26 protein-coding genes are annotated in these 25,433 nt (G+C 55.0%); 21 read left to right on the plus strand and 5 right to left on the minus strand.

Annotation, left to right across the window (positions count from 1 at the left end; genetic code table 11):
- Positions 1-2: 2 nt before the first annotated feature.
- The 7 genes from AL01_RS03790 (at position 3) to fliP (ending at position 5,710) form a co-directional block, all read left to right on the plus strand.
- Positions 3-386: a hypothetical protein gene (locus AL01_RS03790; protein ID WP_241502686.1), complete on the plus strand. Its 384-nt coding sequence runs from the start codon at positions 3-5 to the stop codon at positions 384-386.
- A gap of 177 nt (positions 387-563) precedes the next feature.
- On the plus strand, positions 564-2,195 hold the full coding sequence (gene fliF, locus AL01_RS03795) for a flagellar basal-body MS-ring/collar protein FliF (RefSeq protein ID WP_077396103.1): 1,632 nt from the start codon (positions 564-566) through the stop codon (positions 2,193-2,195).
- 12 nt (positions 2,196-2,207) lie between these two features.
- Positions 2,208-3,293, plus strand: a complete 1,086-nt coding sequence (locus AL01_RS03800) for a flagellar motor switch protein FliG (protein ID WP_193791533.1) — start codon at positions 2,208-2,210, stop codon at positions 3,291-3,293.
- The gene (locus AL01_RS03805) at positions 3,290-4,063 is read left to right on the plus strand and encodes a FliH/SctL family protein (RefSeq protein WP_143280672.1); all 774 of its coding nucleotides are present in this window, start codon (positions 3,290-3,292) and stop codon (positions 4,061-4,063) included. Before AL01_RS03800 ends, AL01_RS03805 begins: the two co-directional genes overlap by 4 nt.
- 2 nt (positions 4,064-4,065) lie before the next feature.
- Positions 4,066-4,452 (plus strand): flagellar motor switch protein FliN, encoded by a 387-nt coding sequence (fliN, locus tag AL01_RS03810; protein WP_077396106.1) that lies wholly within the window; start codon positions 4,066-4,068, stop codon positions 4,450-4,452.
- Entirely contained in the window at positions 4,449-4,847 is a 399-nt protein-coding gene (locus AL01_RS03815) for a hypothetical protein (RefSeq protein ID WP_077396108.1), read from the plus strand. The genes fliN and AL01_RS03815 overlap by 4 nt, the downstream gene beginning before the upstream one ends.
- The gene (fliP, locus tag AL01_RS03820) at positions 4,844-5,710 is read left to right on the plus strand and encodes a flagellar type III secretion system pore protein FliP (protein WP_241502687.1); all 867 of its coding nucleotides are present in this window, start codon (positions 4,844-4,846) and stop codon (positions 5,708-5,710) included. The genes AL01_RS03815 and fliP overlap by 4 nt, the downstream gene beginning before the upstream one ends.
- 12 nt (positions 5,711-5,722) lie before the next feature.
- Here the strand turns inward: fliP and AL01_RS03825 are convergent, their stop codons facing one another.
- Together AL01_RS03825 and flhA are read right to left on the minus strand one after the other, a co-directional pair.
- On the minus strand, positions 5,723-6,553 hold the full coding sequence (locus AL01_RS03825) for a hypothetical protein (RefSeq protein WP_077396109.1): 831 nt from the start codon (positions 6,551-6,553) through the stop codon (positions 5,723-5,725).
- A gap of 44 nt (positions 6,554-6,597) precedes the next feature.
- A complete protein-coding gene (gene flhA, locus AL01_RS03830) occupies positions 6,598-8,799 on the minus strand; it encodes a flagellar biosynthesis protein FlhA (protein WP_077396111.1) in 2,202 nt (733 codons plus the stop codon).
- Between the two features lie 172 nt (positions 8,800-8,971).
- On the opposite strand from flhA, the gene AL01_RS03835 reads away from it, so the two are divergent.
- Both AL01_RS03835 and AL01_RS03840 read left to right on the plus strand, forming a co-directional pair.
- Positions 8,972-10,618 (plus strand): tetratricopeptide repeat protein, encoded by a 1,647-nt coding sequence (locus tag AL01_RS03835; RefSeq protein WP_077396113.1) that lies wholly within the window; start codon positions 8,972-8,974, stop codon positions 10,616-10,618.
- 3 nt (positions 10,619-10,621) lie between these two features.
- Entirely contained in the window at positions 10,622-11,539 is a 918-nt protein-coding gene (locus tag AL01_RS03840) for a glycosyltransferase family 2 protein (protein WP_077396115.1), read from the plus strand.
- A 60-nt stretch (positions 11,540-11,599) separates the two neighbouring features.
- On the opposite strand, the gene AL01_RS03845 is transcribed toward AL01_RS03840, so the two are convergent.
- Positions 11,600-12,592 (minus strand): transglycosylase SLT domain-containing protein, encoded by a 993-nt coding sequence (locus AL01_RS03845; protein WP_143280674.1) that lies wholly within the window; start codon positions 12,590-12,592, stop codon positions 11,600-11,602.
- Positions 12,593-12,858: 266 nt separating this feature from the next.
- Here AL01_RS03845 and AL01_RS03850 point away from each other — a divergent pair, with 266 nt between their 5' ends.
- From AL01_RS03850 to AL01_RS03860, 3 genes are all read left to right on the plus strand, one after another.
- Positions 12,859-13,962 carry a flagellar basal body P-ring protein FlgI gene (locus AL01_RS03850; RefSeq protein ID WP_077396329.1) on the plus strand — a complete coding sequence of 368 codons (1,104 nt, stop codon included), beginning with the start codon at positions 12,859-12,861 and terminating at the stop codon, positions 13,960-13,962.
- Between the two features lie 62 nt (positions 13,963-14,024).
- Entirely contained in the window at positions 14,025-14,396 is a 372-nt protein-coding gene (locus AL01_RS03855) for a rod-binding protein (protein ID WP_077396118.1), read from the plus strand.
- The gene (locus tag AL01_RS03860) at positions 14,393-14,878 is read left to right on the plus strand and encodes a hypothetical protein (RefSeq protein ID WP_077396120.1); all 486 of its coding nucleotides are present in this window, start codon (positions 14,393-14,395) and stop codon (positions 14,876-14,878) included. Before AL01_RS03855 ends, AL01_RS03860 begins: the two co-directional genes overlap by 4 nt.
- Before the next feature lie 30 nt (positions 14,879-14,908).
- Here AL01_RS03860 and AL01_RS03865 read toward each other — a convergent pair whose 3' ends face one another.
- Both AL01_RS03865 and AL01_RS03870 read right to left on the minus strand, forming a co-directional pair.
- On the minus strand, positions 14,909-15,397 hold the full coding sequence (locus tag AL01_RS03865) for a hypothetical protein (RefSeq protein WP_077396122.1): 489 nt from the start codon (positions 15,395-15,397) through the stop codon (positions 14,909-14,911).
- Positions 15,398-15,402: 5 nt separating this feature from the next.
- Positions 15,403-16,128, minus strand: coding sequence for a glycosyltransferase family 25 protein (locus tag AL01_RS03870; RefSeq protein ID WP_077396123.1), 726 nt, complete (start codon positions 16,126-16,128; stop codon positions 15,403-15,405).
- Between the two features lie 195 nt (positions 16,129-16,323).
- Between AL01_RS03870 and AL01_RS03875 the strand changes: the two genes are divergently transcribed.
- The 9 genes from AL01_RS03875 to AL01_RS03915 all read left to right on the plus strand — a co-directional run bounded on the left by AL01_RS03875 (position 16,324) and on the right by AL01_RS03915 (position 25,432).
- Positions 16,324-17,157 (plus strand): DUF1217 domain-containing protein, encoded by an 834-nt coding sequence (locus AL01_RS03875; protein ID WP_241502688.1) that lies wholly within the window; start codon positions 16,324-16,326, stop codon positions 17,155-17,157.
- A 65-nt stretch (positions 17,158-17,222) separates the two neighbouring features.
- Positions 17,223-18,644 (plus strand): flagellar protein export ATPase FliI, encoded by a 1,422-nt coding sequence (fliI, locus tag AL01_RS03880; protein ID WP_143280690.1) that lies wholly within the window; start codon positions 17,223-17,225, stop codon positions 18,642-18,644.
- Positions 18,645-18,656: 12 nt separating this feature from the next.
- On the plus strand, positions 18,657-19,115 hold the full coding sequence (locus AL01_RS03885) for a hypothetical protein (RefSeq protein WP_077396125.1): 459 nt from the start codon (positions 18,657-18,659) through the stop codon (positions 19,113-19,115).
- A 180-nt stretch (positions 19,116-19,295) separates the two neighbouring features.
- Entirely contained in the window at positions 19,296-20,078 is a 783-nt protein-coding gene (locus AL01_RS03890) for a hypothetical protein (RefSeq protein WP_241502690.1), read from the plus strand.
- 63 nt (positions 20,079-20,141) lie between these two features.
- Positions 20,142-21,311, plus strand: coding sequence for a flagellar motor protein MotB (locus AL01_RS09475; RefSeq protein WP_077396333.1), 1,170 nt, complete (start codon positions 20,142-20,144; stop codon positions 21,309-21,311).
- A 60-nt stretch (positions 21,312-21,371) separates the two neighbouring features.
- Positions 21,372-22,232 carry a flagellar motor stator protein MotA gene (gene motA / locus AL01_RS03900; RefSeq protein WP_077396127.1) on the plus strand — a complete coding sequence of 287 codons (861 nt, stop codon included), beginning with the start codon at positions 21,372-21,374 and terminating at the stop codon, positions 22,230-22,232.
- 36 nt (positions 22,233-22,268) lie between these two features.
- Positions 22,269-24,218 carry a hypothetical protein gene (locus AL01_RS03905; RefSeq protein ID WP_143280675.1) on the plus strand — a complete coding sequence of 650 codons (1,950 nt, stop codon included), beginning with the start codon at positions 22,269-22,271 and terminating at the stop codon, positions 24,216-24,218.
- Between the two features lie 25 nt (positions 24,219-24,243).
- A complete protein-coding gene (locus AL01_RS03910) occupies positions 24,244-24,969 on the plus strand; it encodes a flagellar hook assembly protein FlgD (RefSeq protein WP_077396130.1) in 726 nt (241 codons plus the stop codon).
- A 91-nt stretch (positions 24,970-25,060) separates the two neighbouring features.
- Positions 25,061-25,432, plus strand: coding sequence for a flagellar biosynthesis regulator FlaF (locus tag AL01_RS03915; protein WP_077396131.1), 372 nt, complete (start codon positions 25,061-25,063; stop codon positions 25,430-25,432).
- Position 25,433 lies beyond the last annotated feature (1 nt).

Below are 25,433 nucleotides of genomic sequence, written 5' to 3' on the forward strand. Positions count from 1 at the left end.
TCATGAAAGAGAAACGAATGATGAGGCGGCTTTGTTTCGTTCATGGTCTGTGGCAGCGTATGTTGGTCATGCTGCCTGTTGTTGCTGGCCTGACAGCCTGTGCGCCGGACTATCTCGCCAGTAAACTGACAGGGCGGGACTGTCAGGCCGGTTATTTGGCCGAGGGAGAAGATTGGTGCAACCCACCGGAACGTGTCCTACCCCCTCAGCCTTACTGCACACAGAGTTGGAATGGTGTTGATTGCTGGGCACGGCCAGAACTGACACCCAACATGGCTCATGAGGTTTACGAAGGGCCACGAGGATTGACGACACAGCAGAATGCAAACCGTCTCATGATACCGGAAGGTAAGGCACCGCCTTCCAATCCGTATTACGCCCCTTAAAGGTTTGTTTGCAAAAGTTGCTACAATTAACCTTGCTATCTACTTTACACGCCATCATAGCAAGGTTAATTGATGGTGTGGTTAAGATGTCCTCTTCCGAGTAGGGCAGATTATGGTGAATACCGGAAACAGCATGTCTGGCGTCCGGGGTGAAAGCAGCAGGTAGATACCCGTCATATGCAGTTTGATAAGCTCCGTTTGCCGAAGATCATGGAAGGGCTGAAGAATCTGGGCCGTATGCGGCTTGCAGCCCTTGGGATTGTCGGCGTGCTTCTTCTGCTGTCTTTGGGGGTGATTGCTTTCCATAATCGATCAGAGCCTATGGCTCTGCTTTATGGTGACCTGGAGCTGAATGAAGCTGCCGAGATGGTGGATGATCTGGCCAAGGCTCATATTCCGACAACAACAGGGCCGGATGGTCGTAGTCTGTATGTTCCGGGTAATGATGTAGCACAGGCTCGTCTTCTGCTGGCAAAGGCTGGCCTACCCGGTGGTGGTGCCGTAGGGTATGAACTCTTTGATAAGAGTGGCACACTGACCAGTACCCAGTTTGAACAGGGCATTAATGAAACTAGAGCGTTGGAAGGGGAGCTGGAGCGGTCCATTCGTTTAATTCATGGCGTGCGGAATGTGCGGGTTCATCTTGTTCTGCCGCATCGTGATCTTTTCTCTACAGAAACGAATCCTTCTCAGGCGAGCGTCATTCTAGATGTCGGTCGGTCTGGTGCCGTGTCGGAAGATGCAATTGCAGCAATCCAAAATCTAGTGTCGGCCGCTGTGCCGGGGTTACGGACGCACGGCATTTCCATTGTAGATACACGGGGTGACGTTCTGGCTCGTCCGGGTGATCCGGACAGTCTCGCCGGACAGGAATCTTCGCTTGAGAAGCAGCGTCATTCCGAGGAACAGCGTCTTGCGCAGGCGGTAGAAGATATCCTAACGCCCACGTTGGGTATGGGGCATGTTCGGGCCCGTGCCGCCGTAACCATGAATACGGACATCATTCATGAGACGGATGAATCTTACGACCCTAACCAGCAGGTTCTACGTTCTCAGAGTATGAGTACGGACAAGAGCGCCAATACCGAAGCTAACCAGAACACCAGTGTAGGTAATAACCTTCCGAACGCTAATGCAGGCAATAACCGTACTGGCTCCAGCGAGGAGCGGACGGATGAGACCAACAATTATGAGATTGGCAAACGGACCCGTGTCATTAATCAAACTCGGCCCCGTGTGTCCCGTATCAGTCTTGCTGTTATGGTCGATGGAACGGTTACTACCGACAAGGCGGGCAAGCCATCGTGGAAGCCGTTGGATGAGGCAGAGGTCAAGCGGCTGACCCAGCTTGTGCAGACGGCTATCGGGTACGATAAGGCCCGTGGGGATGAGGTTAATGTGGTGTCTATGCCGTTCCGTGTGGATGGCGGGGCCGATCTGCCTCAGCAAGATACGCCATTCTTCACCCGGGAGATGATGATCTATTTGGCGGAATGGATTGTCCCCATTCTGCTTCTTCTGGGGGCCGCCGCTATGCTGCTCGGGCCCATCCTGCGCCGTGCCCGTAAGGGAGTTGAAACAGATGGTACCGCCGCCGGTGGCTCTGCGGCCGGAGCTGCTGGAGGTTCTGCCGAGGGTGAGGCAGGACGTAGCGACCGCATTAGCGTGGAAGGGGTGGAAGGCGAGATGCGCCGTGAGGCTCTGGCCCGTGTGGTGCAGCGTGTTGAAGAGAATCCTGAAGACGCCATCGCTGTTGTTCGCAACTGGCTGGCTGAGCCGGAGCCCCCCAAACAGGCGGCAGAAAGCTGAGGAGACGCAACCATGGCAGAACAGGCACTCTCTGCGGAGACAGGTAATGAAGTTTCATCATCCAGCGTGGCACCACCTAGCCTGACGGCAGGGATGAGCGGTAGCCGGAAGGCTGCGATCTTGATGTTGGCCATTGGGCAGGAACAGTCTGCCCGTATTTTCCGTTCCCTTCAGGAAGATGAGGTGCGGGATATTTCGCGGGCTATGTCGTCTCTGGGGCTGGTTAAGGCCTCAGTTGTGGAAGCTGTCTGTAGCGAATTTTCGCAGAAATTCGCAAGTTCGGATGGTTTTGTTGGTAGTTACGAAACGACAGAAGATTATCTGAAGCGTGCCCTCCCGGCTGAAATGGTCGAGAAGATCATGGAGGACATTAGAGGGCCTTCTGGGCGAAGTGTCTGGGCCAAGATGGGCAATATGCCCGAAACAGCTCTTGCCAATTATCTGCGTAACGAACAGCCGCAGACGGTCGCTGTTATTCTGAGCTATATTTCACCGGCCCATGTGGCCCGTGTTCTTTCACTCTTCCCGGAAGATTTCGCTACGGATGTTATCATGCGCATCTTGCATATGAGTCCGGTTAGCAAGGATGTGTTGGAGAGTTTGGAAACAACCCTGCGCAAGGAGCTTATTACTGCCTTTGGTCGGTCCACAAAGCGGGACAGCTACGCTTTTGTAGCGGAGGTATATAATAATTTCGATCGGAAGACCGAAGCCCTTCTGACAGAACAGCTTGGTCGCCGGAGCGAGGAAGATATGGAGAAGGTGAACAAGCTGAAATTCACCTTCGATGACATCAAGCGTCTGACACCGGATGATATGATGCGTGTTATGGCGGCCATCAATCGTGATGGTGAGGCCAAAAGCAGGCTGCCTCTGGCCCTCAAGGGTACGAATGAGAGTATTCGGCAACTCTTCTTCGGCTGTGTTTCCAAACGTGCTGCTGGCCTTCTGGAAGATGAGATCCGAGGGCTGGGGGCTGTCCGTATGAGGGATGCTGAAGCAGCCCAGATGGAGCTTATCACCCTTATCAAGACAATGGCCAACGATGGAGAAATTGATATTTCGCCATCCTCGTCTGATGATGAGATCATCGAGTGACGCCAATGGGACAGCAGCAGCAAACAGGCTTGGAGGCTACGTCTTTTGCCGGGAGCCGGGCCTTCAGTGATAGTTTGGAGGATTTTTCCGCTCACGAGCCTGCCATGCAGGCAGGTGTGGAGCAGAGGGATGATGCGGCTGACCAGGAGGATGAAGCCCCCACTGAGGAACCGGTTGTCACGCTCCATCCCGATGAGTTGGAACAATTAAAACGGGATGCTTGGCAGCAGGGACATGATGCGGGCGAGCAGGCGGCTGGTCAGCAGCTTTCTGGCCAGATGGCGGAGGCCGTGCGGCAGGTTCTGGCCTTCATGGAGGAGGAAGAAAACCGCCGTCATGACATTGCGACACAAATGGCTGATCTGTTTGTGCAGGGCGTATGCCAGACGGTGGAAGAGCTGGTCGCTGGTGATTTGTCCCGCACAAAACTGAGCCGCCATCTGGCGGAGGATGCCGCCGCACTTGTCCAGCGGTGTGAGGGGCCGGTTAGTCTGACCTGCTCGGTAGCGGATGAAGCCGCCTTACGGGCTGCATTGGCCGGGTTGAAGGGTGTGTCCCTGCATGTGGAAGCGGACCGCCAGATGGGACATCTCACGGTTGCGGCAGAAGAGACACAGATTGTTCTGGACCAGCAAAAATGGGCGGAGGGGGTTCGTCAGCGTGTGGATGATGCCATGCAGGCCCTGACCCGCCCACACGCTGCGGAGGCTCGCCCCATCGTCAACCCGTCCCCGGATGAAAAACAGACAGCAGAGCATGAAGGAGAGTAACGATGGCAGAGGATAACAACACAGCGGAAACGGCGCAGGAGGCGCAGCAGACGCACGCACCAGAGGTCGATCTGGCTGATTTTGCCTCGGATGGACAAGAAGAGAGCAGACCCCTGCATGACACTCAACAAGAAAAAGAGCGGGAACGGGAGGCGATCCTTGATGTTCCAGTCAAGATTACGGCTGTTGTGGGTGATGTGAAAATGCCGGTTCGGGACCTTGTACGTCTTGGTCGTGGTGCTGTGGTGCCGTTGAACCGGAAACTTGGTTCTTCGATTGATATTTACGCTAATGACAGGCTAATCGCCCGTGGTGAAATCACCATCATTGAGGATGATAATATCGCCGTGACAATGACGGAGATCATGTCTTCATCCGCTAGCACATGATGGTAGCCCCTGTTGGAGAGACGCACGGTTCTGATGCCATGATGCACGCTGTCATGGGATTTCACATGAACCCGCTTCTAGCTCTTCTGCTTGTTGTAGGGCTGATTTTTATCACGCCTTGGTGCGTGCGGCGGCTGAAGCACCGTATGCCTGCCCTGTTGAATGATGGCGGCATGAAGGAGCGTGCCCTGAAGGTACAAGAAGCTATCCCCCTAGGGGCGAAACGGACCTTGTTCTCCGTAGTGGTCCGGGATGCGGAGGGGCGGCGGGCGACAGCCATTATTCTGACGGGCGGCCCGTCTGATTTGTGCGTTGGCTGGTTGGGGGCTGGTGCGGCGTCTACGGCAGAATCATGCCCTATGGAAAAAGCAGGACAGAGGCAGGAGACGACATGATGGCGGACTGTGCGATGGAAGGCCGTCCTGCCTCTGAGAGCAGGGAAAAAATCGTAGCGACTTGGCGGCGTCTACGGCGGGCTGTGCTGTTGGGGGTGGTAGGGGTGTTTAGTCTTGTAGGGGCTATCACACTGCTGTGTTTTTTAGCTCATCCGGCTACAGCTCAGTCCGTTACGTTGGATATGGGAAAAGGTGGCGGAATTGGTGAGGCCGGGACGACAAGCCGCCTTATCCAGCTTACGGCCCTTGTGGCGTTTCTGTCTCTGGCACCCAGCCTGCTGGTGATGATGACAGCCTTTACCCGTATCATCATTACGCTTTCCCTTCTGCGGAGTGCCATCGGTGCGCAGGGAACGCCGCCCAATATGGTGCTGGTGGCTTTGGCCCTGATCCTGACTTTGTTTGTCATGCAACCTACTTTGGAACGCTCATGGCAGCAGGGCATTGAACCTCTGATGGATGGCCGGGTAGAAGAGATGGCCGGACTTCAGGCAGCGGCGGAGCCGTTCCGTGATTTCATGATCCATAACGCCCGTCCGAATGATGTAGCTATTTTTTATCATCTTGCTGGTCTCAAGCCCCAGCCTGCACCAGCCAACGGGGTTGCACCACCTCCGCCGTGGCGGGTCATTGTTCCGGCCTTCATGGTTGGAGAGCTAAGCCGTGGGTTCGAGATGGGCTTTCTGCTTTATCTGCCTTTTCTGGTAATCGACCTTGTCACCTCTAGCGTGTTGATGAGCTTGGGCATGATGATGTTGCCCCCTCCGACTATTTCCCTACCTTTCAAGCTGATTTTCTTTGTGCTTGTGGATGGGTTTCAGATGGTATCGGGTGGGTTGGTGCGCAGCTTTGGCGGGGGATAGTCCCCGCCTTGCTCACCCCGGCAGTACTAGAAGCCGCCGGGCAAGAATGGCAGGTGTTAGTTGGGTAAAGCCTTCATTGATGCTGCCGGAATAGCTGCCATAGGTTAGGGAGAGGCCGCAGGCTGCCGCTGTGATGATGCTGCCAATGCGGCCGGATTGCTCCATACGGCTGGCAATCATCGATTTTGCACCATATTGCTGGAAGGCAGCGGCAATGTCCGTACTTTCTTCCGGGTCCATCCCCGCCGGGATGACGAGGGAGAGGTTGGCTTCCGTACGGGCTACGACATCTCTCATTTCTGTCATGGCCTTAGGGGAGTAGACGCAGAGCCCCGGCAAATCCACCAGAATGATGCGGTTATAGCTGTCGATAAAGCGGGGATTTATACCGCCATAGGCCTTCATGAGGTCGATGTCGCAGCCACGCAAGATGGAGGCGAGTTTGATGTAACTACCCGGTGTGCTGTCGCATGCAAGGACGAGGGGCCGCCTTATTCTGCCACCGGACTGTCGGGCTTGTCGGGCATAGCGGGCGGCTAGTTTGGCTAGAGTTAGGGACTTGCCGGAACCTGAAGCCCCTCCTAGTGCCATCGGCACCCCCAGTTTTAGGGGGAAGGGGGAAAAGTCGATCATACGTTCTAGCCCTGCGGCCAGACTGCTACCCGCCATGGCGTTGATCAGCTCCTGCGGTATGGAGTGCCACGCCAGAATGTCCGGGATGCTGAGGGCGTTGGCCGGAAGGGCTACGTCTCCATTAGTTCCTTGTGCGTCATTTAGCCGGGCCGGGCCAGCGGAACCGGGGGGAAGCTGGTGGGAGGTCTGATAGGGGGTAAAGCTGCTCATAGGTCAGGTCCGGTGTTGAAGGAGTTGTAATCTGTCGGGAGAATTCAGTTCACTGTAGCGACGGTACGGATACGGGTGCGGGGATAGATTTCTGCCTGCGCCATGACAGCGACCGAGGGACGGATACGGTCTACGATCATCCGCACAGAATCCCGTGTGGCAGAGGTCGTGACGATAACGGGCATTTCCCCCAATGAGGCTGTTTGGTCGAAGGCACGACGCAGTGCCGTGACGAAACGGTCCAGCATGGCCGGGGGCATGGCCAATGTGCGGTCATCACCCTGTCCGACCGTGTTGTTGAGGATGTTGCTTTCCCAGTCGGGGGAGAGGGTAATCATGGAGATACAGCCGGAGGCACCCACATAACTATTGCAGATCTGTCGGGCGAGACGGATGCGGACATGGGCTGTCAGTGCCTTGATACCTTTGGCGGCGAGGGCGTGTCCTTCCTGTATGCTTTCCAGAATAGTGGGCAGGTCTCGGATGGAGATGCGTTCCTGCAATAGGGATTGGAGGACACGCTGCACCGTGCTTAGGGAAACTTGCGAGGGGATGAGGTCATTAACGAGCTTTTGCTCTTCGGAGGGCAGGTCATCCAGTAGGGATTGTGTAGCGGCATAGGTTAGTAGGTCACCCAGATTCTGGCTGATGGATTCCGTCAGATGAGTGATGATGACGGTGACCGGCTCCACCACAGTATACCCCCAGTCTGTTGCCTGTTTCTTCAGGTCAGGATCAATCCATACGGCGGGTAGATTGAAGGAGGGCTCAGTCGTCTTCTCACCGGGTAGGGTGTTCTGGTCGTTTTTGTGAGATGGGCAGATCGCCAGAAGATGATTGGGGCGAACCTCCCCGGAAGCAATGTCAATCTCCTTGAGTTTGATGACATACCGGTCTGTCGCCAGCTGGATATTATCCTGAATCCGTACCGAAGGGGTAATGAAGCCCATATCCGCTGCCATTTTGCGGCGGAGTGCTTTGATCTGTTTGGTGATCTGGGCATTGTCACCGCTGGCAAGCGGTAGCAGCCCGTAGCCGATTTCCAGCCGGAGGAGGTCAATTTTCAGAAGGTCAGAAATGGGCTGTGTCGTGGGGGCAGGCGGCTGGGTGAGGTCCTGCTCGCTTTCGTCCTTTTGTGGTGTTTTATAACGGATCCACGCCCCGACCCCGGCCACAGCGGCAATCATAAGGAAGGGCAGGGCAGGCAAGCCGGGCATAACGGCAAACAGAGCCGATAGGGTGGCCGCAATGGCGAGCGGCTTGGCATTACCCCCTAGCTGACGGAAAAGCGTGACGTCTGCCGAGCCATCCGTCCCGCCTTTTGTGACGACAATACCAGCTGCCAGCGAGACCAGAAGAGCGGGAATCTGGGAGACTAGACCGTCCCCGATGGTTAGGGTCGTGAAAGTCTTTGCTGCTTCACTGATGGGCATGTCATGCCGCAGCACACCAATGGTCAGCCCGCCAAGAATGTTGATAGCCGTGATAAGGATTCCCGCAATGGCGTCATTGCGGACAAATTTTGCCGCACCATCCATAGCACCATAGAAGGCACTTTCCTCTTCCAGCTCTTTACGTTTGGAACGAGCCATCCGTTCATTGATGGCCCCAGAGGCGAGGTCGGCATCAATGGCCATTTGCTTGCCGGGCATGGCATCCAGAAAGAAGCGGGCCGAGACTTCGGCAATACGGCCCGATCCCTTGGTGATGACCATGAAATTCACCACCAGTAGGATGCAGAAGACGATTCCACCGATCACCACATCATTCCCCATGAGGAAGCCCCCGAAGGAGGCCACGACATGCCCGGCTGCAAAGGCTCCTTCATTCCCGTGGCTGAGGATGAGCCTTGTTGTCGCAACCTCCAACGAGAGGCGGAACATGGTCGTCAGTAGGAGCAATGTCGGGAAGGAAGTGAAGTCTAACGGACGCTCCAGAAACAGCGCCACCATGAGGATCAGCACCGAGGAGGTAATGGAAAGGGAGAGTCCGACATCTAGAATCAGAGTGGGGAGTGGTACGATGAGAATGGAGATCAGCAAGATCACGCCCAGAGCCAGCAGAATGTCTGTTCCGGGCAGGCGGGTGACAATCCCAGAAGCAGCACCATTCGGCCTGAAGAGTGCTGTGGGATTTCGTATCAAGCTACCTAGCCATCCCCCTAGGCCGCTTGCTTCTCCTGCACCAGTAGCCGCCTTAGGAGCAGGAGGGCCAGACTGCTGCGGGGAGGAAGAGGAAGCGGACATTGTCATCCTGACTGATGCTGTGTTGTCAGGGCCTTCCAGTTGCGGGAAAGGCCTGTAACAGGGTTTATTAAGGCATGTTATCTATGGATTTTTAATTTAACCATTAAAACCTTGCCCATCAAGGCTTATAAGGACATGTTATTTTCATGAAGTATGGCCTTTAAGGTCATTTATGAATGAAATTATGAAGAAGGGCAGCAGGATGGTGCAAGTGGAACGGGAGGAGCAAGTAGTCGGGACGGAGGATGAACGGATTGCGCTAACACCACAGGAGCTGACAGCTTACTGCCAGAAGCTGGTTGCTTGTGGTGAGTTAGAACACGCTGTGGGGTTAGCCATACAGGCGGCGCAGGGTACTCAGGATGTGTCCCTTATACTGGCTGCGGGACTTTTCCTGAATCGGTTTTGCTCTCGATATGAGGTAGTGATTGCCGTATTCCGCAAGGCTCTGCTCCTGTTGCCGGGAACAGAACCAACGATGGCTTCCGTGCGGGGCGAGGTGAAGGTTTTTTTGGCGGATGCGCTCATGGCGGCGGGACAGAGAGAGGAAGCTATGGCCCTCTTTATGGAGGTTGCCCAGACCCTGCCGGAACATCGGTCACTTGTAGGGGCGCATCTCTCCATGGCACTTCTGGAAGCTGGCATGGCCGATCAGGCCGAGCAAATATTGGCCGTATGGTTGCGGGATGAACCGCCTTCCATCTCGCTCTATAACAATATGGGCTGCGCGCTGGAACGGTTAAACCGTTCCCGGGAGGCACTAACCTACTACCGCCGGGGTATGGAATTATCTTCCCGGCATGAGACCGTATCCTTTGGCTATGCCATCGCCCTTCTAAAGGCTGGGGAATACGAGGAAGGCTTTGCCCGTTATGTAAAGCGTGTGCCCCGTGTGCCCAGTCTTGAATGTTGGTTTTATCAGGACCTGCCACGGTTGACGAAGGATGTCCCGCTCAAGGGAAAGAATATCCTATTTTATCAGGAGCAGGGGCTGGGCGATACGATCCAGTTCATCCGCTTTTTGCCACAGATCGCCCGTCAGGCAGGGCGGGTTACGCTGGCTGTTCCACCGGTGTTAGTAAGGCTGCTGCGGGAGAGCTACCCTATGGTAGAGGTCTGTTTGATCACGGAGATGGTGAATCATCCAGAATTGGCAGGCGAGTATGATTTTTCTTCCCCGATACCGGACCTTCCGTATTTTTGTGGTCTAAGAAGCCCTGCCGATGTGCCGGCCTTTAGTCCGTATTTGGAAGTTCTAGAACGGCGGCGGGATCATTTTGCCCATCTCGTGGAGCAGGCTGTGGCGCAGAATGGCCGCACAGATGGTCCGTCCCCTACCGGGCGTCGCTTGCGTGTGGGTTTGGTATGGGCCGGGGATGCTCGAAGCAGTGCGGAAGATGTAGCGGCAGATCGGCGGAGATCCACCAGTTTTGCCGAAATGATGGAGGCGTTGGGTCCCGTGCAGGCTGATGTGTTTAGCCTGCAATATGGCTCCCGGCGTAAGGAGTTGGAACAAGTAGGCGGGCCGGTCGTGCATGATTTGATGGGGAGCGTGCAGGATATGGCCGATACGGCAGCCCTGATGGAAAGTCTGGACCTTGTCATTTCCGTAGATACGGCACCGCTGCATTTGGCCGGAGCACTGGGGCGGGAGGTGTGGCTTGTCAGCCGGTGGGATGCTTGTTGGCGGTGGGGGGATCAGGGAGAGCGAACCCCGTGGTACCCCACTATGCGCATCTTCCGAGCGCAGGAGCTGTCTTTGGCCCCTGTTTTGCGAGACGTAGGTCAGTGCCTGCGACAGCGGATTATGGAGGTTTGAGGCATGTCATCCCATAAAGTGGCTGTTCTACTGCGAACGAAAAATCGTCCGCTCTTTTTACGCCGGGCTTTGGAGTGCTTGAAACGGCAGAGTTTTCAGGATTTCCGTATTCATATCATCAATGATGGTGGGGATATGAACACCTTGCGTGATTGTGTGGCGGAGCAGAGTGCTACATGGGGGGAACGTCTCTCCTGTGTGGACCTGCCCCGGTCAGTCGGACGTAGTAAGGCGTTGGCCCTTGCGCTTGCTGTCTCCGATGAGCCTTACATTCTTATTCATGACGATGATGACACGTTGGAGCCTGCTTTTCTGGCAGAGACAGTTGCTTATCTCGAGAGAGACAAAGCAGGTTTTTTTGCGGGTGTTACAACCAGCAATTACGATGTGTACGAACATGTTGAAGATGGCCGTATCATCACAGACAGAAAAACCGATCAATATGGCCTCAAGAGCGGCGATGTGGTGGATTATAGCCTGTATCTGTCTCATGCTTATGTTGTCATGCCTATTACGTTTCTTTTCCGGCGGTCTGCTTTGGCTGTGGCAGGGGATGTGGAAACTCGGCTTGATTATGTTGAGGATCATGACCTGTTCATACGCATCATGCTTGCCGGAGAAATCGGCATTATTGGGGACTTCCTCTGCTCCTATCATCATCGTTTAGCAGTTGGTGGAGCCAATGATACGAGCTGGCATGAAGTGCCGTATGATTATTCCATAACCTATAAAAACAGCGTGATACGCAAAGCCATACAGGGTGGGGACCACCTGCGGCAGTTGCAGGCTACTTTCATCCAGAGCAACCATTTAGAGCGGCATTATATGATGCAGCTTCAGCAGCAGATGGCTCAGTTGCAGGAAGGTTTTGTGAGTCTCTCTAATATGATGATGGAGCTGCTGCCACATTTCAAACGCTGAGGTGGCTCTTAAAAAGAGTCTGTTTTCTCCCTCAGTGAGTGGGGAAATGTGAACAGGTCTTTAATAGGCCGGAACATAAGGCATGGGGCTGACAGTATGGACAGGCATGGCCCGATAGGTGGCGAGGCTGCGTCCATTCTGTGAGCTTTTCATCCTTTGATGTGGTGGTGGTGGCATGGCCGGTCGGAAATACCCCCGAAAGGGACGGAAAGAGCGGTGCCCTTGTGGGGTATTCTGACCCGGTGTGGTTGCGGCGGTAGGTTGGTTCGTGGGCGGCAAAGGCTGTGTCGTTTCCTGACGGCGCAGTGCGGCTAGAAAACTAGCTGGCCCGTTAGTGGCGTGGGTGATGCCCCCTCCAGAAGGGCTTGTTCCTGATGAAAGGGAGGAGGCTGATTGAATAACGAAAGGTCGGTAAGGCACTGTTGTGCGTGCAGGGGGAGGCTGGCTGATGCTGGAACGGTTGCCCGTTACTGGCATGGCTGTGGCCGGGTACGGCGGGGTAGGTAGTGGTATGTGTGGCTGGGGCGTGTCCAATGGTGTGGCCCATTGTTGGAGAACTTGTTGCAGATAGGGAGTTCCAAGCGTGCCTGTCTGCGAATGATAGGCGGCGGCGGCTCGTGGCCAGCTACCTGTCTGATCTTTCAGTTTTTGTAGGAATAGTCCCGCATAACGGGCGTTGCTGTAGGGATCGAAAGCCATGTCCAGAGAGGGGAAGGCTGCTGGATGGTGGAGAAGATTGACCTGAAGGCAGCCGACATCAATGGATTGTATCCCTTGTTGTTGAAAGCTCTTTACAGCCTCTACGGCCTCCTGTCGGGAGGCATAATAATGGCCTGTGCCAGCGGCATTTACGCTCCAGGGCCATGGGAGCAGGTTGCCATTTCTATCCGGTCGCCCCGTTTCCACCCGGCTGATGGCGGAGAGAAAACCATCTGGCAGGCGTAGGGCACGTTCTACTTGCTCCGTGGCGTTGCGGCAGAGATGCGATTGGGCAGGGTCCAAAGGGGGAAAGATATCCTGTGCCGTGGCGGGTGGACTGATGATTGCTCCCAACAGAAGGCCTGAAACATACTGTATGGCAAAGCGAGACAAGGGGCCGAGGCAAAGGCTGTGGTACCTGGAGAAGGCTATCATGTGTTTCACAAGGCTTTCCATCAGAAAATATTCAGGCTAACAAGGCTTAATCATAAATAATTCACCTTGTATATTCCATATATAAGGTTAGATTGGAGCGTAGGAGACTATGCTTGATGTTTTTAAAGAGCTGTTGCGCTTGGCTGTCCCGAGGTCTGAATGGGGCTCGGCCTGCCTGTCGCTATATGATGTTGGTGACTTTCGGGTGCGTGCTGTCTGGCATGTTTTTGGGTGGCTCGGCCCATGCCTCTGCGGTCCGCATCAAGGATATTGTGGATTATGAAGGCATTCGGGATAACCAGCTGGTGGGATACGGGTTGGTTGTCGGCCTGAATGGCACCGGAGACCGGTTGACCAACACGCTTTTTACCCGTGAGACATTGGTCGGGATGCTCAATCGTCTTGGCGTTAATATACGCGACAAGGCCATCCAGCTACAGACGCATAACACCGCTGCCGTCATGGTTACGGCCAGCTTGCCGCCTTTTTCGCATGGTGGCAGTCGCATTGACGTGACGGTTTCTGCTGTGGGTGATGCGCAGAGTCTGACCGGTGGTACGTTGATTGTCACACCCCTTCAGGCAGCTGATGGAGAGGTCTATGCCGTGGCGCAAGGCTCTCTTGTGACGAATGCTTTTACAGCCCGAGGGCCGGGGGCGGTCGCTACTCGGAATGTGCCGACCAGCGGCCACATCGCCAACGGTGCCGTGGTGGAACGGGAGGTGCCTGTTCTATTGGGTGCTGGTGGGATCATTCATCTCTCTCTTAAGAACTCGAATTATACAACAGCTGTCCGTATTGCCACGGTCATCAACCGGCATATGGGCCGGGGAACCGCCCGTGTGGATGATCCCAGAACAGTGGCGGTTAATCTGGCAGGGCGCAATGTGTCCGAAGCTCTGTATGAGATCGGGGACCTGACCGTCACACCGGATACGATGGCTAAGGTGATTGTAGATGAAGCCGCCGGTACCATTGTCATCGGGGATAATGTCCGCATCACCACGGTGGCCATTGCGCAGGGTAATTTGACCGTGCAGGTGACGAACAGCCCCGAAGTGTCCCAGCCTAATGCCTTTGGTGCAGGGCAGACAGCGGTTGTTCCCAGAACGCAGATCAACGTTACGACAGACCGTGAACATAAGATGGGTATTCTGTCGGATGGTCCATCTCTGGCCAACCTCGTGACAGGTCTTAACGCTTTAGGGGTCGGTCCTAGAGACATGATTAGTATTCTTCAGGCTATCAAGGCGGATGGGGCGTTACAGGCCGAGCTAGAAGTGCGCTGACCACAAGAGCAGGGCAGTTCCGGTCTGGTCCTCTGTCTTTATATGGAAGGAAAAGCTGAATCATGAGTGTTTCGTCAGTCTCGCATGTAGCGTCCATGCCTATGGCGACTCATGCTGCGGGAAAGCCGGCGGCCCGGAGCCAGCCCCTTTCACAGCAGGATGAAAGCAAGACGCGCAAAACCGCACAGGATTTTGAGGCCATGGCTCTGGGGGAAATGCTCCAGCCCATGTTTGATACGGTCGATAATTCCGCAGCACCCTTCGGGGGTGGCAATGCCGAGAAACAGTTCCGTTCCATGCAGGTGCTGGAGTTGGGGAAAGAGGTTGCCCGTAGCGGTGGTGTGGGGATTGCTCATCAGGTTTATGGCCGGATGAAAGACATGCAGGAGAAAGCAGCCCAGAGCGGGGGCAGAGTAAAAGGGAATAGACCATGACGTTACGGAAGCTTGGTAAAACCGTGCGTCGGTTTGCCGGACATTTCTCCAAAGGGGGCAAGGATGGTCAGGGGCTGGATGGTTCCTTCCTGCCTCACCTTATGGGGGCTTTTACCAGAGCCGCTGATATCATGGTGCAGGAGAATCATTTCTTGCAGAATAATGATGTCTCGGCCGCGGCGGCACTTCTGCCGGAAAAAACATCTACTATGGAGGAGCTGGCCGCTCTGGTTGCTCAGGCACGCAAGAATGGCGTGCGGGCGGAAAATCTGTCTTCCAGCTTCCAGCAGGTGCAGCGGCGTTTCGTTGAGGTTTCTACCCAGAATAGTGAACTGTTGCAGGAAGCACTTGTGACGCAGGAAGCTGTAATGAAGCTGCTTATTGAGAGTGCGGTAGAAGCCAATCGGCATGGTTATAGCCGGACAGGAGAAGCAGGGTCGGATACATCCTGCGGGTCGCTTTCGCTGAATGACCGAGCTTGAACAACGGGCCTTTGGCCCGTTGCGTTTCTTTTACCAGTAACCACCGATCATGTGGCGGGGCTGGTTATTGTCCGGGTCGGCTGCCGGGCTCCAGACAGTCCAGTCCCATGGGGTCGTGTCCCGGTAATTTTCAGCAGTCATGGCGGGTAGAGGTGGGTCCTGCGGTGGATGATGAGCGTGTTTGCGGTGCATGATGGCCTGCATATGCGCCTGTAACGTGGTGTAAGCGGCCTCATCCCCCATATAGACACAGCCACAAGCCAGTGGGTCGGCATAGAGATAGATGCGTTGTCCCTCCGGGCTCATGCGGTAGGTCAGGCTTCCAGGTGGTAGACTGTTCATGAGGGCAAAACGGGCTGTCGTATTAGCGGTATGAGCCACGAAACCGGCGTGGCTGAGCAGGCTGCCTTTCTCCAGATACGGGGCGGCTGGTCGTATGCATCCAGTCAGTGTCAGGCTTAGCAGAGCCGTGCAAGCAAGCGTTGAGAGAGCAGGCGGACAGGTAATTTTTATGGGCATGGTGCTTAGTCCCGGTTCAGGCTTTGGGCTGTTAGGTTGTCCGTCAGGACAAGAGGCGGGACGCAACAATAGGCCTTCATGTCCTCATAATGGCGATTCATGAGGTGATCAATGCTGGTACTCAGCAGGGTTCGGTTGCCAAGTGAGGGATAATTGATGGGCAGTGTCGTCATGGGCAGGCAGCGTTTCATGAGAGAGTGCGCCCCACGGGGGGACACGGCATAACCACATATGCCAAAGGCCTGTTTTAGGCGGAAAGGCAGTGTCTCGACCGTCTGGTGGCGGAACTCCTCGATGCCACGGCGAACATCATTCTGATTAAAATGGGCGAAACAGTCTGTCTGCCCCGGTAGGACTTCATAATGCAGGGGCGCATCGGAGTTTTGGCCCCATAGGATGACCTCCCAGTCTTCTGGTAGCTGGCTGATGATCTGTTGGCTTTTTTGTTCAAAGTTCTGGCAGAGGAACGCATCATCTTCAAAGATGGTGGCGGGTTCTCCACTCTTGGCGATGGTACCCCATAAGGCAACATGAGTGAGACCCGATCCGACAGCCCCTGCTGTAAAACGGCACTCCTCGGTTAGGAGGTCAGCTTGGATGACGCCCTGCCTGTCCACTGTTTTTCCATCAATGCCGGGAGCGTGGATGATGTCGGGGCCATGCTGGTTGACCCGCCGAAACCTCTCCAGCCGGTCGGGTGTCCGGGTAAGGCTGATGACGTAATGTTTCATGGCTATCCTTCTTATCGTACCGCTCTTATCACATGCTTTATAGTGGATATATGGCATGATTGCAGGGCACATCATATGATACTATGGTTAAAGTAAGTCCTTTTTAGCCTTATATTAATTATTAATGCTTTAATGTTGGGCGGAATGCTGGCAGAGGTCATGTCAGCGACATGCTTCTATGGAGGGAGGTGGCTTATGGGACTTAGTGGCATTTCACCTGTGGCGCAGTTTCTGATGGCCCAAAAGAATGAGGTCAAAGCAGCAGCTGACAGCGTGAAGGGCGATAATACGGCTAAACGTATGGTGGCGGATTTTCAGGATAAGGCACCGTCCATCACCACGGCAGACCAGCTAATGCGGAATTATTCCGCTAATCAGGTAGTGTTGAAGGCGTATAACCTGAGCTCTCTCGGGTCGCAGCAGGCGATAGAAAAAGCCTTGTTGACGCAGGACCCCACCTCATCCTCCTCCCTCGCACGAACATCGCAGAACGCTAGCTGGTTGGCTTTTGCTGATGCATTTTCCAGCATGGGGGCGGGGCATGGCACGGCTTCTGCAACGCCTTTTACATCCGACATGATTGCCACGACCGTAAGCTCTTATGAGCAACGTCAGTATGAAACGAGCGATGCCCAGCAGAAGGATGGCGTGGGTGATGCGCTCTATTTCACCCGAAAGATGCAGTCCGGTACGGTGAAAACAGTGAATGACCTTATGGCGGATCCTACCTTGTTGCGTGTGGCGGAGGTTGTCAGCGGGTATGACCCCGATCAGTTTGGGGCGCTGGACTTTGACCAACAGAAACGGATCATTAGTAACAAAGTGGATATGAACAGCTTTTCCAAACCTGATGCTGTTCAGCGTTATGCAGAACGTTATCTGACACAGATACAGATGCATCCTAGCTATAATAGTGATGATAAGCCCGCCAGTATGATTGATCTTTTTGGAGGGGATGATGGTGGGGACGGTATTCTCGCTCTGTTTGGTGGCAGTGGCGACGGGACATCGTCCTCTGGGCTTTTCTGATGCTTGATCCGCTCTTTCTGCCAGATATCGAGGCTCAATGCCGGGATGTACAGGAACGGCATGTGATGTTGTCTGTCCAACTGTCTCGGCAGAGGGACATTATAACCGCTCTGACAAGTGTCATCCATCCCGCAATAGCGGATGCCCCGATAGGGGAATTGTTGGGGCGTGTTGTGGATGTGTCGGGGCTATGCGTTACCGTAACTGGTATGACCCTGTTTACAGCCGTGGGAGACCAGATACGGATCAGAACGCTGGATGGCCGGGATATTCTAGCGGAGATTATTGCGTTCCGTCATGGGCAGGCTTTGGCCATGACGTACGAGTCCATTGAGGGAATTGGTGCTGGCTGCCCTGTTTTCCATGTTCTGCATGAGCATGGGCAGCAGGGTACGTCGAGCAGTTTGGCGGTTAATGAGTCGTGGGTCGGCCGTGTGGTGGATCCGATGGGGCAGCCTTTGGATGGTAAAGGGCCTCTTCTGCCATCGGCCATCCGGCAGCAGCGACATGCCCCACCGCCAGAAGCAGCAAGCCGGGTCCGTCTCGGGCCACGGATTGATCTAGGTATCAAAGCGTTGAATCTGTTCACGACATGCCGTCAGGGGCAACGCCTTGGGCTTTTTGCGGGGTCCGGTGTAGGGAAATCCACACTTATGGGGATGTTGGCCAGAGAAACGGCCTGTGATGTCACGGTCATTTCCCTTGTAGGGGAGCGGGGCCGGGAAGTCCGGGAGTTCATGGAGGATGATCTAGGGCCGGAAGGGCTGGCAAAGTCTGTTCTGGTTGTCGCCACATCGGACAGTTCTGCGCTGATGCGCCGAGAAGCCGCCTATAGTGCCATGGCGGTGGCTGAATATTTTCGGGATCAAGGTAAATCCGTTTTGTTGCTGATGGATAGCGTCACGCGCTTTTGTCAGGCCTTACGGGAGATTGGTCTTTCTGCAGGCGAGGTGCCAGCTACTCGTGGTTACCCGCCTAGCGTGTTCGCTACGTTGCCCCGCCTGTTGGAGCGAGCCGGTCCGGGCACTCTGGATGAGGAAGGCCGGGCAGGTCAGATGACGGCTTTCTTCTCCGTTCTTGTGGAGGGTGATGACCAGAACGAACCGGTAACCGATACAGTCCGGGGGATTCTGGATGGTCATGTTGTGCTGGAGCGTTCTATTGCCGAATCTGGTCGATATCCTGCCATCAATATTCTGCGGTCTCTTTCCCGTTCTGTCCCAGGCTGTAATAGCGAGGATGAAAATGACCTGACAGTTCGGGCACGGCGGCTTCTTTCCCAATGGGAGGAGGTGCGGGACCTTGTGCGGCTGGGGGCTTATAAGGCCGGTAATGACCCTGAAGCGGATCTCGCCGTGCAGCTTGGCCCGCAGCTGGAGGAATTTCTCACCCAGAAGAAGACGGAGTGTGTGTCACTTGAAGACGCCTTTGCTGGTCTGCGACAGATTTTGTCACAGGGTGAGGGGTCGAATGGGTATGCGGCCTAGGGAGGAGAGATCATGAAACCAGCACGCTTTAAGGCACTAACATCACTTGGCACGCTCCAGAAGCGGAACAGTAATCTGGCTCGGATAGAGCTGGCTCGTTGTCTGGCAGAGGAAAAACGGATTGAAAACAGCATCATAGAACTAAAGAGTCAGATGCAGGAGAACCGGATTCTTGTCAGTAAAGCCCGAGAAGAAGAAGCGCAGGACCTGACATTATGGAACGGATACCGTTACTGGTTGCCCATAGCACAAGAAGAGTTGGAACGGCTGGAGCTTGCGCTGGAAGACGCCCGACAGGTGAGCGCGGTAGCCCGGAACCGGGTGATGGGACTAGTGCGGGAGCAGGAAGTAACAGACGGTTTGTTACGTCATGAGAGGCTGGAACAGGCTCAGAGAATACAGCAGCAGGAGCAAATGAGCCTTGATGAGCGGGCGCAGCATCAAAAATCTCTGGAAAGGCTAGAAGTGTAAATAAAAGGTTTAGAATAGATGACATAGAACCTTCTCTACGGTTTTGTTATTGTTAAATATCCTTTGTTTTGACGCTAATTTAATTTTATTCCTTATAAAAGCCTTGAGACTCAATAATTTGCTGCTGTATCCTCATGTCTAGATAAGTTTTGTCATGTCCTTTTTCTAAGGGCAGGCTTCATGGAGGAAATAGCAACGATGCAGACAGGGACGACACCTTCAGGGAAGATTATGCTGGCAACACCCTGTTTCGGTGGGATGGTGACGACTGGTTACATGCTGTCCGTTATCGGCTATGCCTCCAGCGGTCAGAGTATTCCCATGACGGTCATGCATGTTGGTGATGATGCTCTGGTAACACGGGCACGCAATACGCTTCTTTCCAATTTCTATTTTCGGTCGGACTGCTCGCATCTTCTTTTTGTGGATGCTGATATCAGCTTCCCCGCTAATGCACCGACACGTCTTTTTGAATCTGGGAAAGACGTGATCGCCGGGCTGTATCCACTGCGGGACCGTTTCTGGGACGATGAGACAAAACATAACATTCTAGCTGGTGAACGCCAGCAGACAGCATCGCTGCGTTATGTTGGCGAGACGGCCGCTATGCATGAGACCTACGAGCATGGCCCCTTGTTGAAGACAGCCTATGCCGGAACAGGTTTTATGATGATCAGCCGTCATGCGATCAGCCGTATGATTAAGGCTTATCCGGAGCTGGAATATAAGCGTATTGATGCGCCGGCAGGTGAAGATGGCCGCCGCTTTGCTCTGTTTGAGGGCAGTGTGGATGCTGAGAGCGGTACATACCTCAGCGAGGATTACACCTTCTGCAAACGTTGGCGGGAAATCGGTGGTGAAGTCTGGTTGGATACATCCATCGAACTGACTCACACCGGCACGGCATCGTTCTCCGGCATGCCGTCCGTGCGTGTGGGTATTGCCCATAACCGGGGCCGTTGATGATGGCTGGGGCTGTTGGCTGCCTGATGCTGATGGGTGAAGCAGGAGGAAGGTGCTGTCATCATGGCTAACAGGAAGAATAGCCGCCCCATTATCATTAAGCGGGAAGAAGTGGTGGAGGCTGGTCATCACGGTGGTGCTTGGAAGGTGGCCTATGCTGACTTCATGACCGCCATGATGGCGTTCTTTCTGCTCATGTGGCTGTTGAATATCACCACAGATGAGCAGAAGCGTGGAATTGCCTTGTTCTTTAACCCAATGGCGGACAGAACCGGTAAAGCAACGTCAGATCAGGCTTTGCTAGAAACATCCCCCCTTTCGGCACCGTCTGCCCTGCGTACGGTCCATAATTCTGACCATGAACCACCACCGAAGCCGGATTCTTCTGAAAATCATCCAGAGGATCAGGGGCAGAAGGGTGGTAAAGCTAATGAGGGAATTCTGACCAATAGCGGTGTCAGTATCCTGCCTTCTAGTATGGCAGATCGTCCGGATGAAATAGGTGTCGGCCGCCCAGAGATCATCCCGCTAGGTGGGCCTAAGAGCGGCGCAGCAGAGAATATCGGGCAGGTTGGTCAGGGTAATGAAGCGGTGGATGGCAGTGCTGGCACTTCGTCTACACAGTCTTCCAGTGCGTTGCATGGCTACGGTGCTACAGGCACTGGGGGGCGTCTGCATCAGGCGGTGCAGGAAGACGCCCATCTTCGGCAGACGATGGAAGGGCTGAAGGCCAGCATCGCTCATGAGGCCGGGTTGAGTAGCCTGAAGGATAATCTCGGCTTCCGAATGGGGAGTGATGAAATCCGCATCGAGGTGCAGGATACCGCCCATAAGCCCATGTTCGATAATGGTGAGACCATGCCTAACAAGGAAGGCATGGCCTTGCTGGAGCAGATCGGGGCGTGGCTTGGTGGGCTGCCAGAAGATATCTCCATCGTTGGGGAAACGGACGGTGTTCCGTACCATCTGCGGAGGGTCAATCCGCATGGTCTGTCCAACTGGACGTTGTCGGAGATGAGAGCAGACCGTGTGCGGGAATTGCTAGTGCGGGCTGGATATCCGGATAGGCGGATTAGGAGCGTGGAAGGGCGCGCAGATCGTAGTCTGGCCGACCCTGCCCACCCTGAAGCACCAGAGAACCGGCGGATTGTCCTACTTATCCATCGTCTCCATGCGTTGCCTGCATCTTTTCAGGGGAACACAGCTGCGCCCTCACAGGGAAGTGCACAATGACAATACAGGATGGGAAGAAGAAAAGCGGTCCCAAAGCCGTTTTGAGAGAGGAACGATAGGATGCTGTATATCGGTGGACTGATTTTTGCACTGCTTTGCGTGTTTGGTTCCTTTGCGGCCTCAGGCGGTGCGCTGGCCCCTTTGCTGGCATCTATGCCGTTTGAGCTGTTGACCATTCTCGGGGCCGCTGTGGGCGTGTTTGTGATGAGTAACAGCATGGCCGCATTAAAGTCGGTCTTCGGGTATCTGATGCTGGTTGTGAAAGGGCCTCGCCACAGCCAGCAGAGTTACATGGACCTCCTGGCATTGATGTACCGCCTCCTACGGCAAGCCAATATGAAGGGCATTGCCTCTTTGGAAAATGACTTTGAGGAGCCGCAGGAAAGCAGCATCTTTGCGACTTCACCGCGGATCAAGCAGGATGAAAAAACCCGTGACATGATCTGCGATTATTTGCGGCTCATCAGCATGAATTTGGATGAAAGCCACCAGCTGGATGAGATTATGGGGCGGGAGCTGAAGAAAAACCTGCATGAGGATTTGCACATCGCTGAATCATTCTCCGGTATTTCCGATGCGCTGCCTGCTCTAGGTATTGTGGCGGCGGTTCTAGGGGTGGTGAAGACCATGGCTGCCATCAGTAAGCCGCCTGCCGTTCTGGGTGAAATGATCGCCGGGGCCCTTGTGGGGACCTTCCTTGGGGTGTTGCTGGCTTATGGTGTCGTGGGGCCTCTGGCTTCACGGATGGGGGCCATCGTGAAGATGGATAATCGTTATTACGAGACGATCCGAACCGTGTTGGTGGCGTATCTTCAGGGGCAACCTCCGCAGGTCTGCATCGAGATCGGCCGGAAGGAGATTCCCGAGGAATTTATGCCCGATTTTGCTGCAGTCGACAGCATGTTGAGTGAACTGACCTAACAGACATGATGCTGCCCGAATGAATGTGAGAACGCCATGGTAATGCCCCGTCCTTCACTCTCAACTCTCCCTTTGCCCACCGCTAGCACGGGCCGTTCTTCAACGACCATGCCTGCTGGTAGAGGGAGTGTGCGTTCTTCATCCGGGAAGAACTTTGCCGGCGTTCTGGCGGATCAGGCCCCGTCCGATCATAGTGAAGCAAATATATCCTCACCAGCCGAAAGCGGGCGGGATACAGTGCCGGAGAAAAAAGGGACTGATGAGCCGGCAAAGAGCACAGGGCGGCCAGATGATGCGTTACATTCTGCTGTAGAAGCACAGGATAAGGCGGCTGGTTTATCCTCCGTCGGAGTGAGCCGGGCAGAGGAAGAAAAAACGGAGGATGAAAAGGCGGGTGCTGATCCTCATGCTGCCGAGCAGCAGGAACAGGGCAGCCCTCAAGGTCATGATGAAGTGACCACTGCATCCCTGAACATGCAGGCTCTGTCTCTAGCGGCTCTCATGGCATCACCGCAGCCGGTTCAGGTTTCATCGTCTGGTGCGCTGCAGTCTGCTCAGACAGGCGGAACGGGGATGGCGATGGCGTTTTCTAATGCGGGGTCGATAGAGGCCCTGAGCCATAATGATCAGTCTTCTCGTGCAGGTCTGGGCATGGCCCTGACGGGGAATGCTTTAGCGGGAAACTTGACGCAGGCAACCGCTAGTGCCACGGCTATGTCGGCATCGTCCACTACAAGCCATTTGTCCCAAGCTTTGTTGTCTATGGGCACGGTGGGAAGTGCTGCAACAGCTCCAACATCCGCAATGACGTCGTTTATCGCTGGCGCAATGGAGGGGGCCTCCTCTCATAGTCAGCAGCAGCCCATAGGTTATGGCAATGTGTCATCTGGTCATGCCACCGGTGAGAGGCAGACCGAAACGACTCTGATGGCGTCGCAACAGGCCGCTCAGGCTTCTGCTACAGCGATGTCGGCTACACAGGCCATGAAGGACCGGACATTCCCTACCGTGCAGACGATGAGTTTTCAGCCCAGCACGGCAGGCATTCTGCCTGTTTCGGCATCTATGGTGAATGGTGCATCTGCCACATCTCGTCAGGATGATACCCGTAACGGGTCTACAGGGCAGCCAGATAGCCTTTTTAGCCTCATGGTGAAGGCGTCTCCCAAAGAGTCTGAACTCTCTTTCGCAGGAGGTGGGGAGCAAGGGAGTGCTGGTAGTGAGCAGGGTATGGCCGGGCATGGCGGTACTGTGAGCACGGACGTTTCTGCTGGAGATAGCGGGCAGGAAATGCCGGGTAATCTCTCATCATTTGCTGGCCTTGTAACAACGTCTGAAGGTCGCCTCATACAGCCGGAAGCACATAGCGGGACGGCTGGTGTCGTAACGTCTGAGGCGCGGCAGATGACTTCGGAAACGGGCCTGTTCGCCCTTCAGGGGAGTTCCGCTGCAGGGGTGCTGACTGGGCGTGCGGTGGCAGGACAGGCCGGAACACTGACCATGACGGTCACGACAGCGGATTCAACCTCAGTTCATGTTCAGCTGGACCGTTCGGCGGCGGGTATGTCTGCCCTGTCCCTGCAGGGGCAGGATGATGGCACGACTGAGGCACTTCAGAAGACACATCATGTTCTGGCCAGACAGTTGGATGAAGCCGGTCTGCATGCTGGTCTTATGAAGATTGATGTCCTTCCTGCCGATGCAGGCCACATGGCCGGGGGGCAGGACCGGAACACATCGCAGCATCAGGGGCAGGGGGGCTATCAGGCATCGGGGCAGCATACCGGTCAGTCTTCCTTCCAGCAGGAGGGAGGCTTCTTTGCTGGTGGGGAGAGTGGCAGGCAGCAGGATCAGCGTTCCCAGCAGGGGCGTGATCTCTCTGCCCCGTTACAGCAGGAGCCGTTTTTCCGGGCGGAGGGGGACGATGTCGCCGCCCCGGCTACAACTCGGTCCGTCCGCACGGGCTATCTCAATATTTCAGTCTGACGCACGATCTCGGAGGGAGAGTCTCATGGTCAATTCACTGTCTTCTAGCAATCTTCTGGCCTTGCAGCAGGCAACGGATAGTGCCGCTCGTAGCGGGGCATCTGCTCTCTCCAGTGCGGGGCAAAGTAGCTCGGCTGCGGGGAGTACAGAAGGTGCTTTTGCCTCCATGGCAAAGAATGAAAACAACTTTCTGACTTTGCTTACGGCCCAGCTAAAGCATCAGGACCCCAGTAGCCCGATGAATACGGAAAACATGGCGGCACAGCTGGCTCAGTTCTCCAGTGTGGAACAGCAGGTGCAGACTAATAGTAACCTCAATACGCTTATTTCTCTGAATGAAACTGCCCAGCTAACGCAGGATAAAGGGCTGGTGGGGCGTCAGGTCAGTGTGTCTGGCTCTACATTGCCATTGCAGTCTGGGTCTGCGGGTCTGTCCTTCCAGACTGGGGCTGGGCAGATGGTTGGTATCTCCGTGGCGAACAGTGCTGGGCAGGTGGTCTATCACGATGTGGTACGGGCGAATAACGGTCAGACCTCTTGGAGCTGGGATGGCAAGGATGACAACGGCACATCTCTTAGTGATGGCGCTTACAGTGTTGCCGTGAAGAGCGTGGATGGCCGTGGCAATACGGCGGATGTTCCCTTTACGGTTCGGGGTACGGTTACGGGCATGAAGAAGGGCAGTGCCGGGATGAATGTGATGATGGGTGATGCGGAGATTCCGCTGTCCAACGTGCAGTCCACCAGCTGACAATTATCTGACACGACATGGTGGTTCACAACAGGCAGTCGTGACGTAATGGCTGCCTGTACGATGGATAGGGAGGTTGCGAGGGGGAAATATGTATCAGAATAATGCCATGAACGCTTACCGCATGGCGGCTAGTTCGTCCCTGTCGGACAGGGAGGCGGATGCCGAATGTTTCCGGCGGTTGATTGCCACATTGGAAAGTGCGGCGCATGAGACGGATGTCATCCAGCGGAATCAGGCTCTTGCCAAAAACCAGCGTCTCTGGTCGCTGATCCAGCGGGCTAATGCTGTGGAGGCTGGCATGGTTGAGACAGAAGATAGACTGCTGTTTGCTCGGATGGCTGATCAGGCGCAGAGGTACGGCATAAGGGCAATACTGGACCCCACCCTCAGCCTTGCGCCATTGATAGATACAGCCCGTAACGTGCTAGAAGGGCTGGAAATGGCCATTAGCGAAGGCTGAC

It is taken from the genome of Bombella intestini, from assembly GCF_002003665.1.
Lineage (GTDB): Bacteria > Pseudomonadota > Alphaproteobacteria > Acetobacterales > Acetobacteraceae > Bombella > Bombella intestini.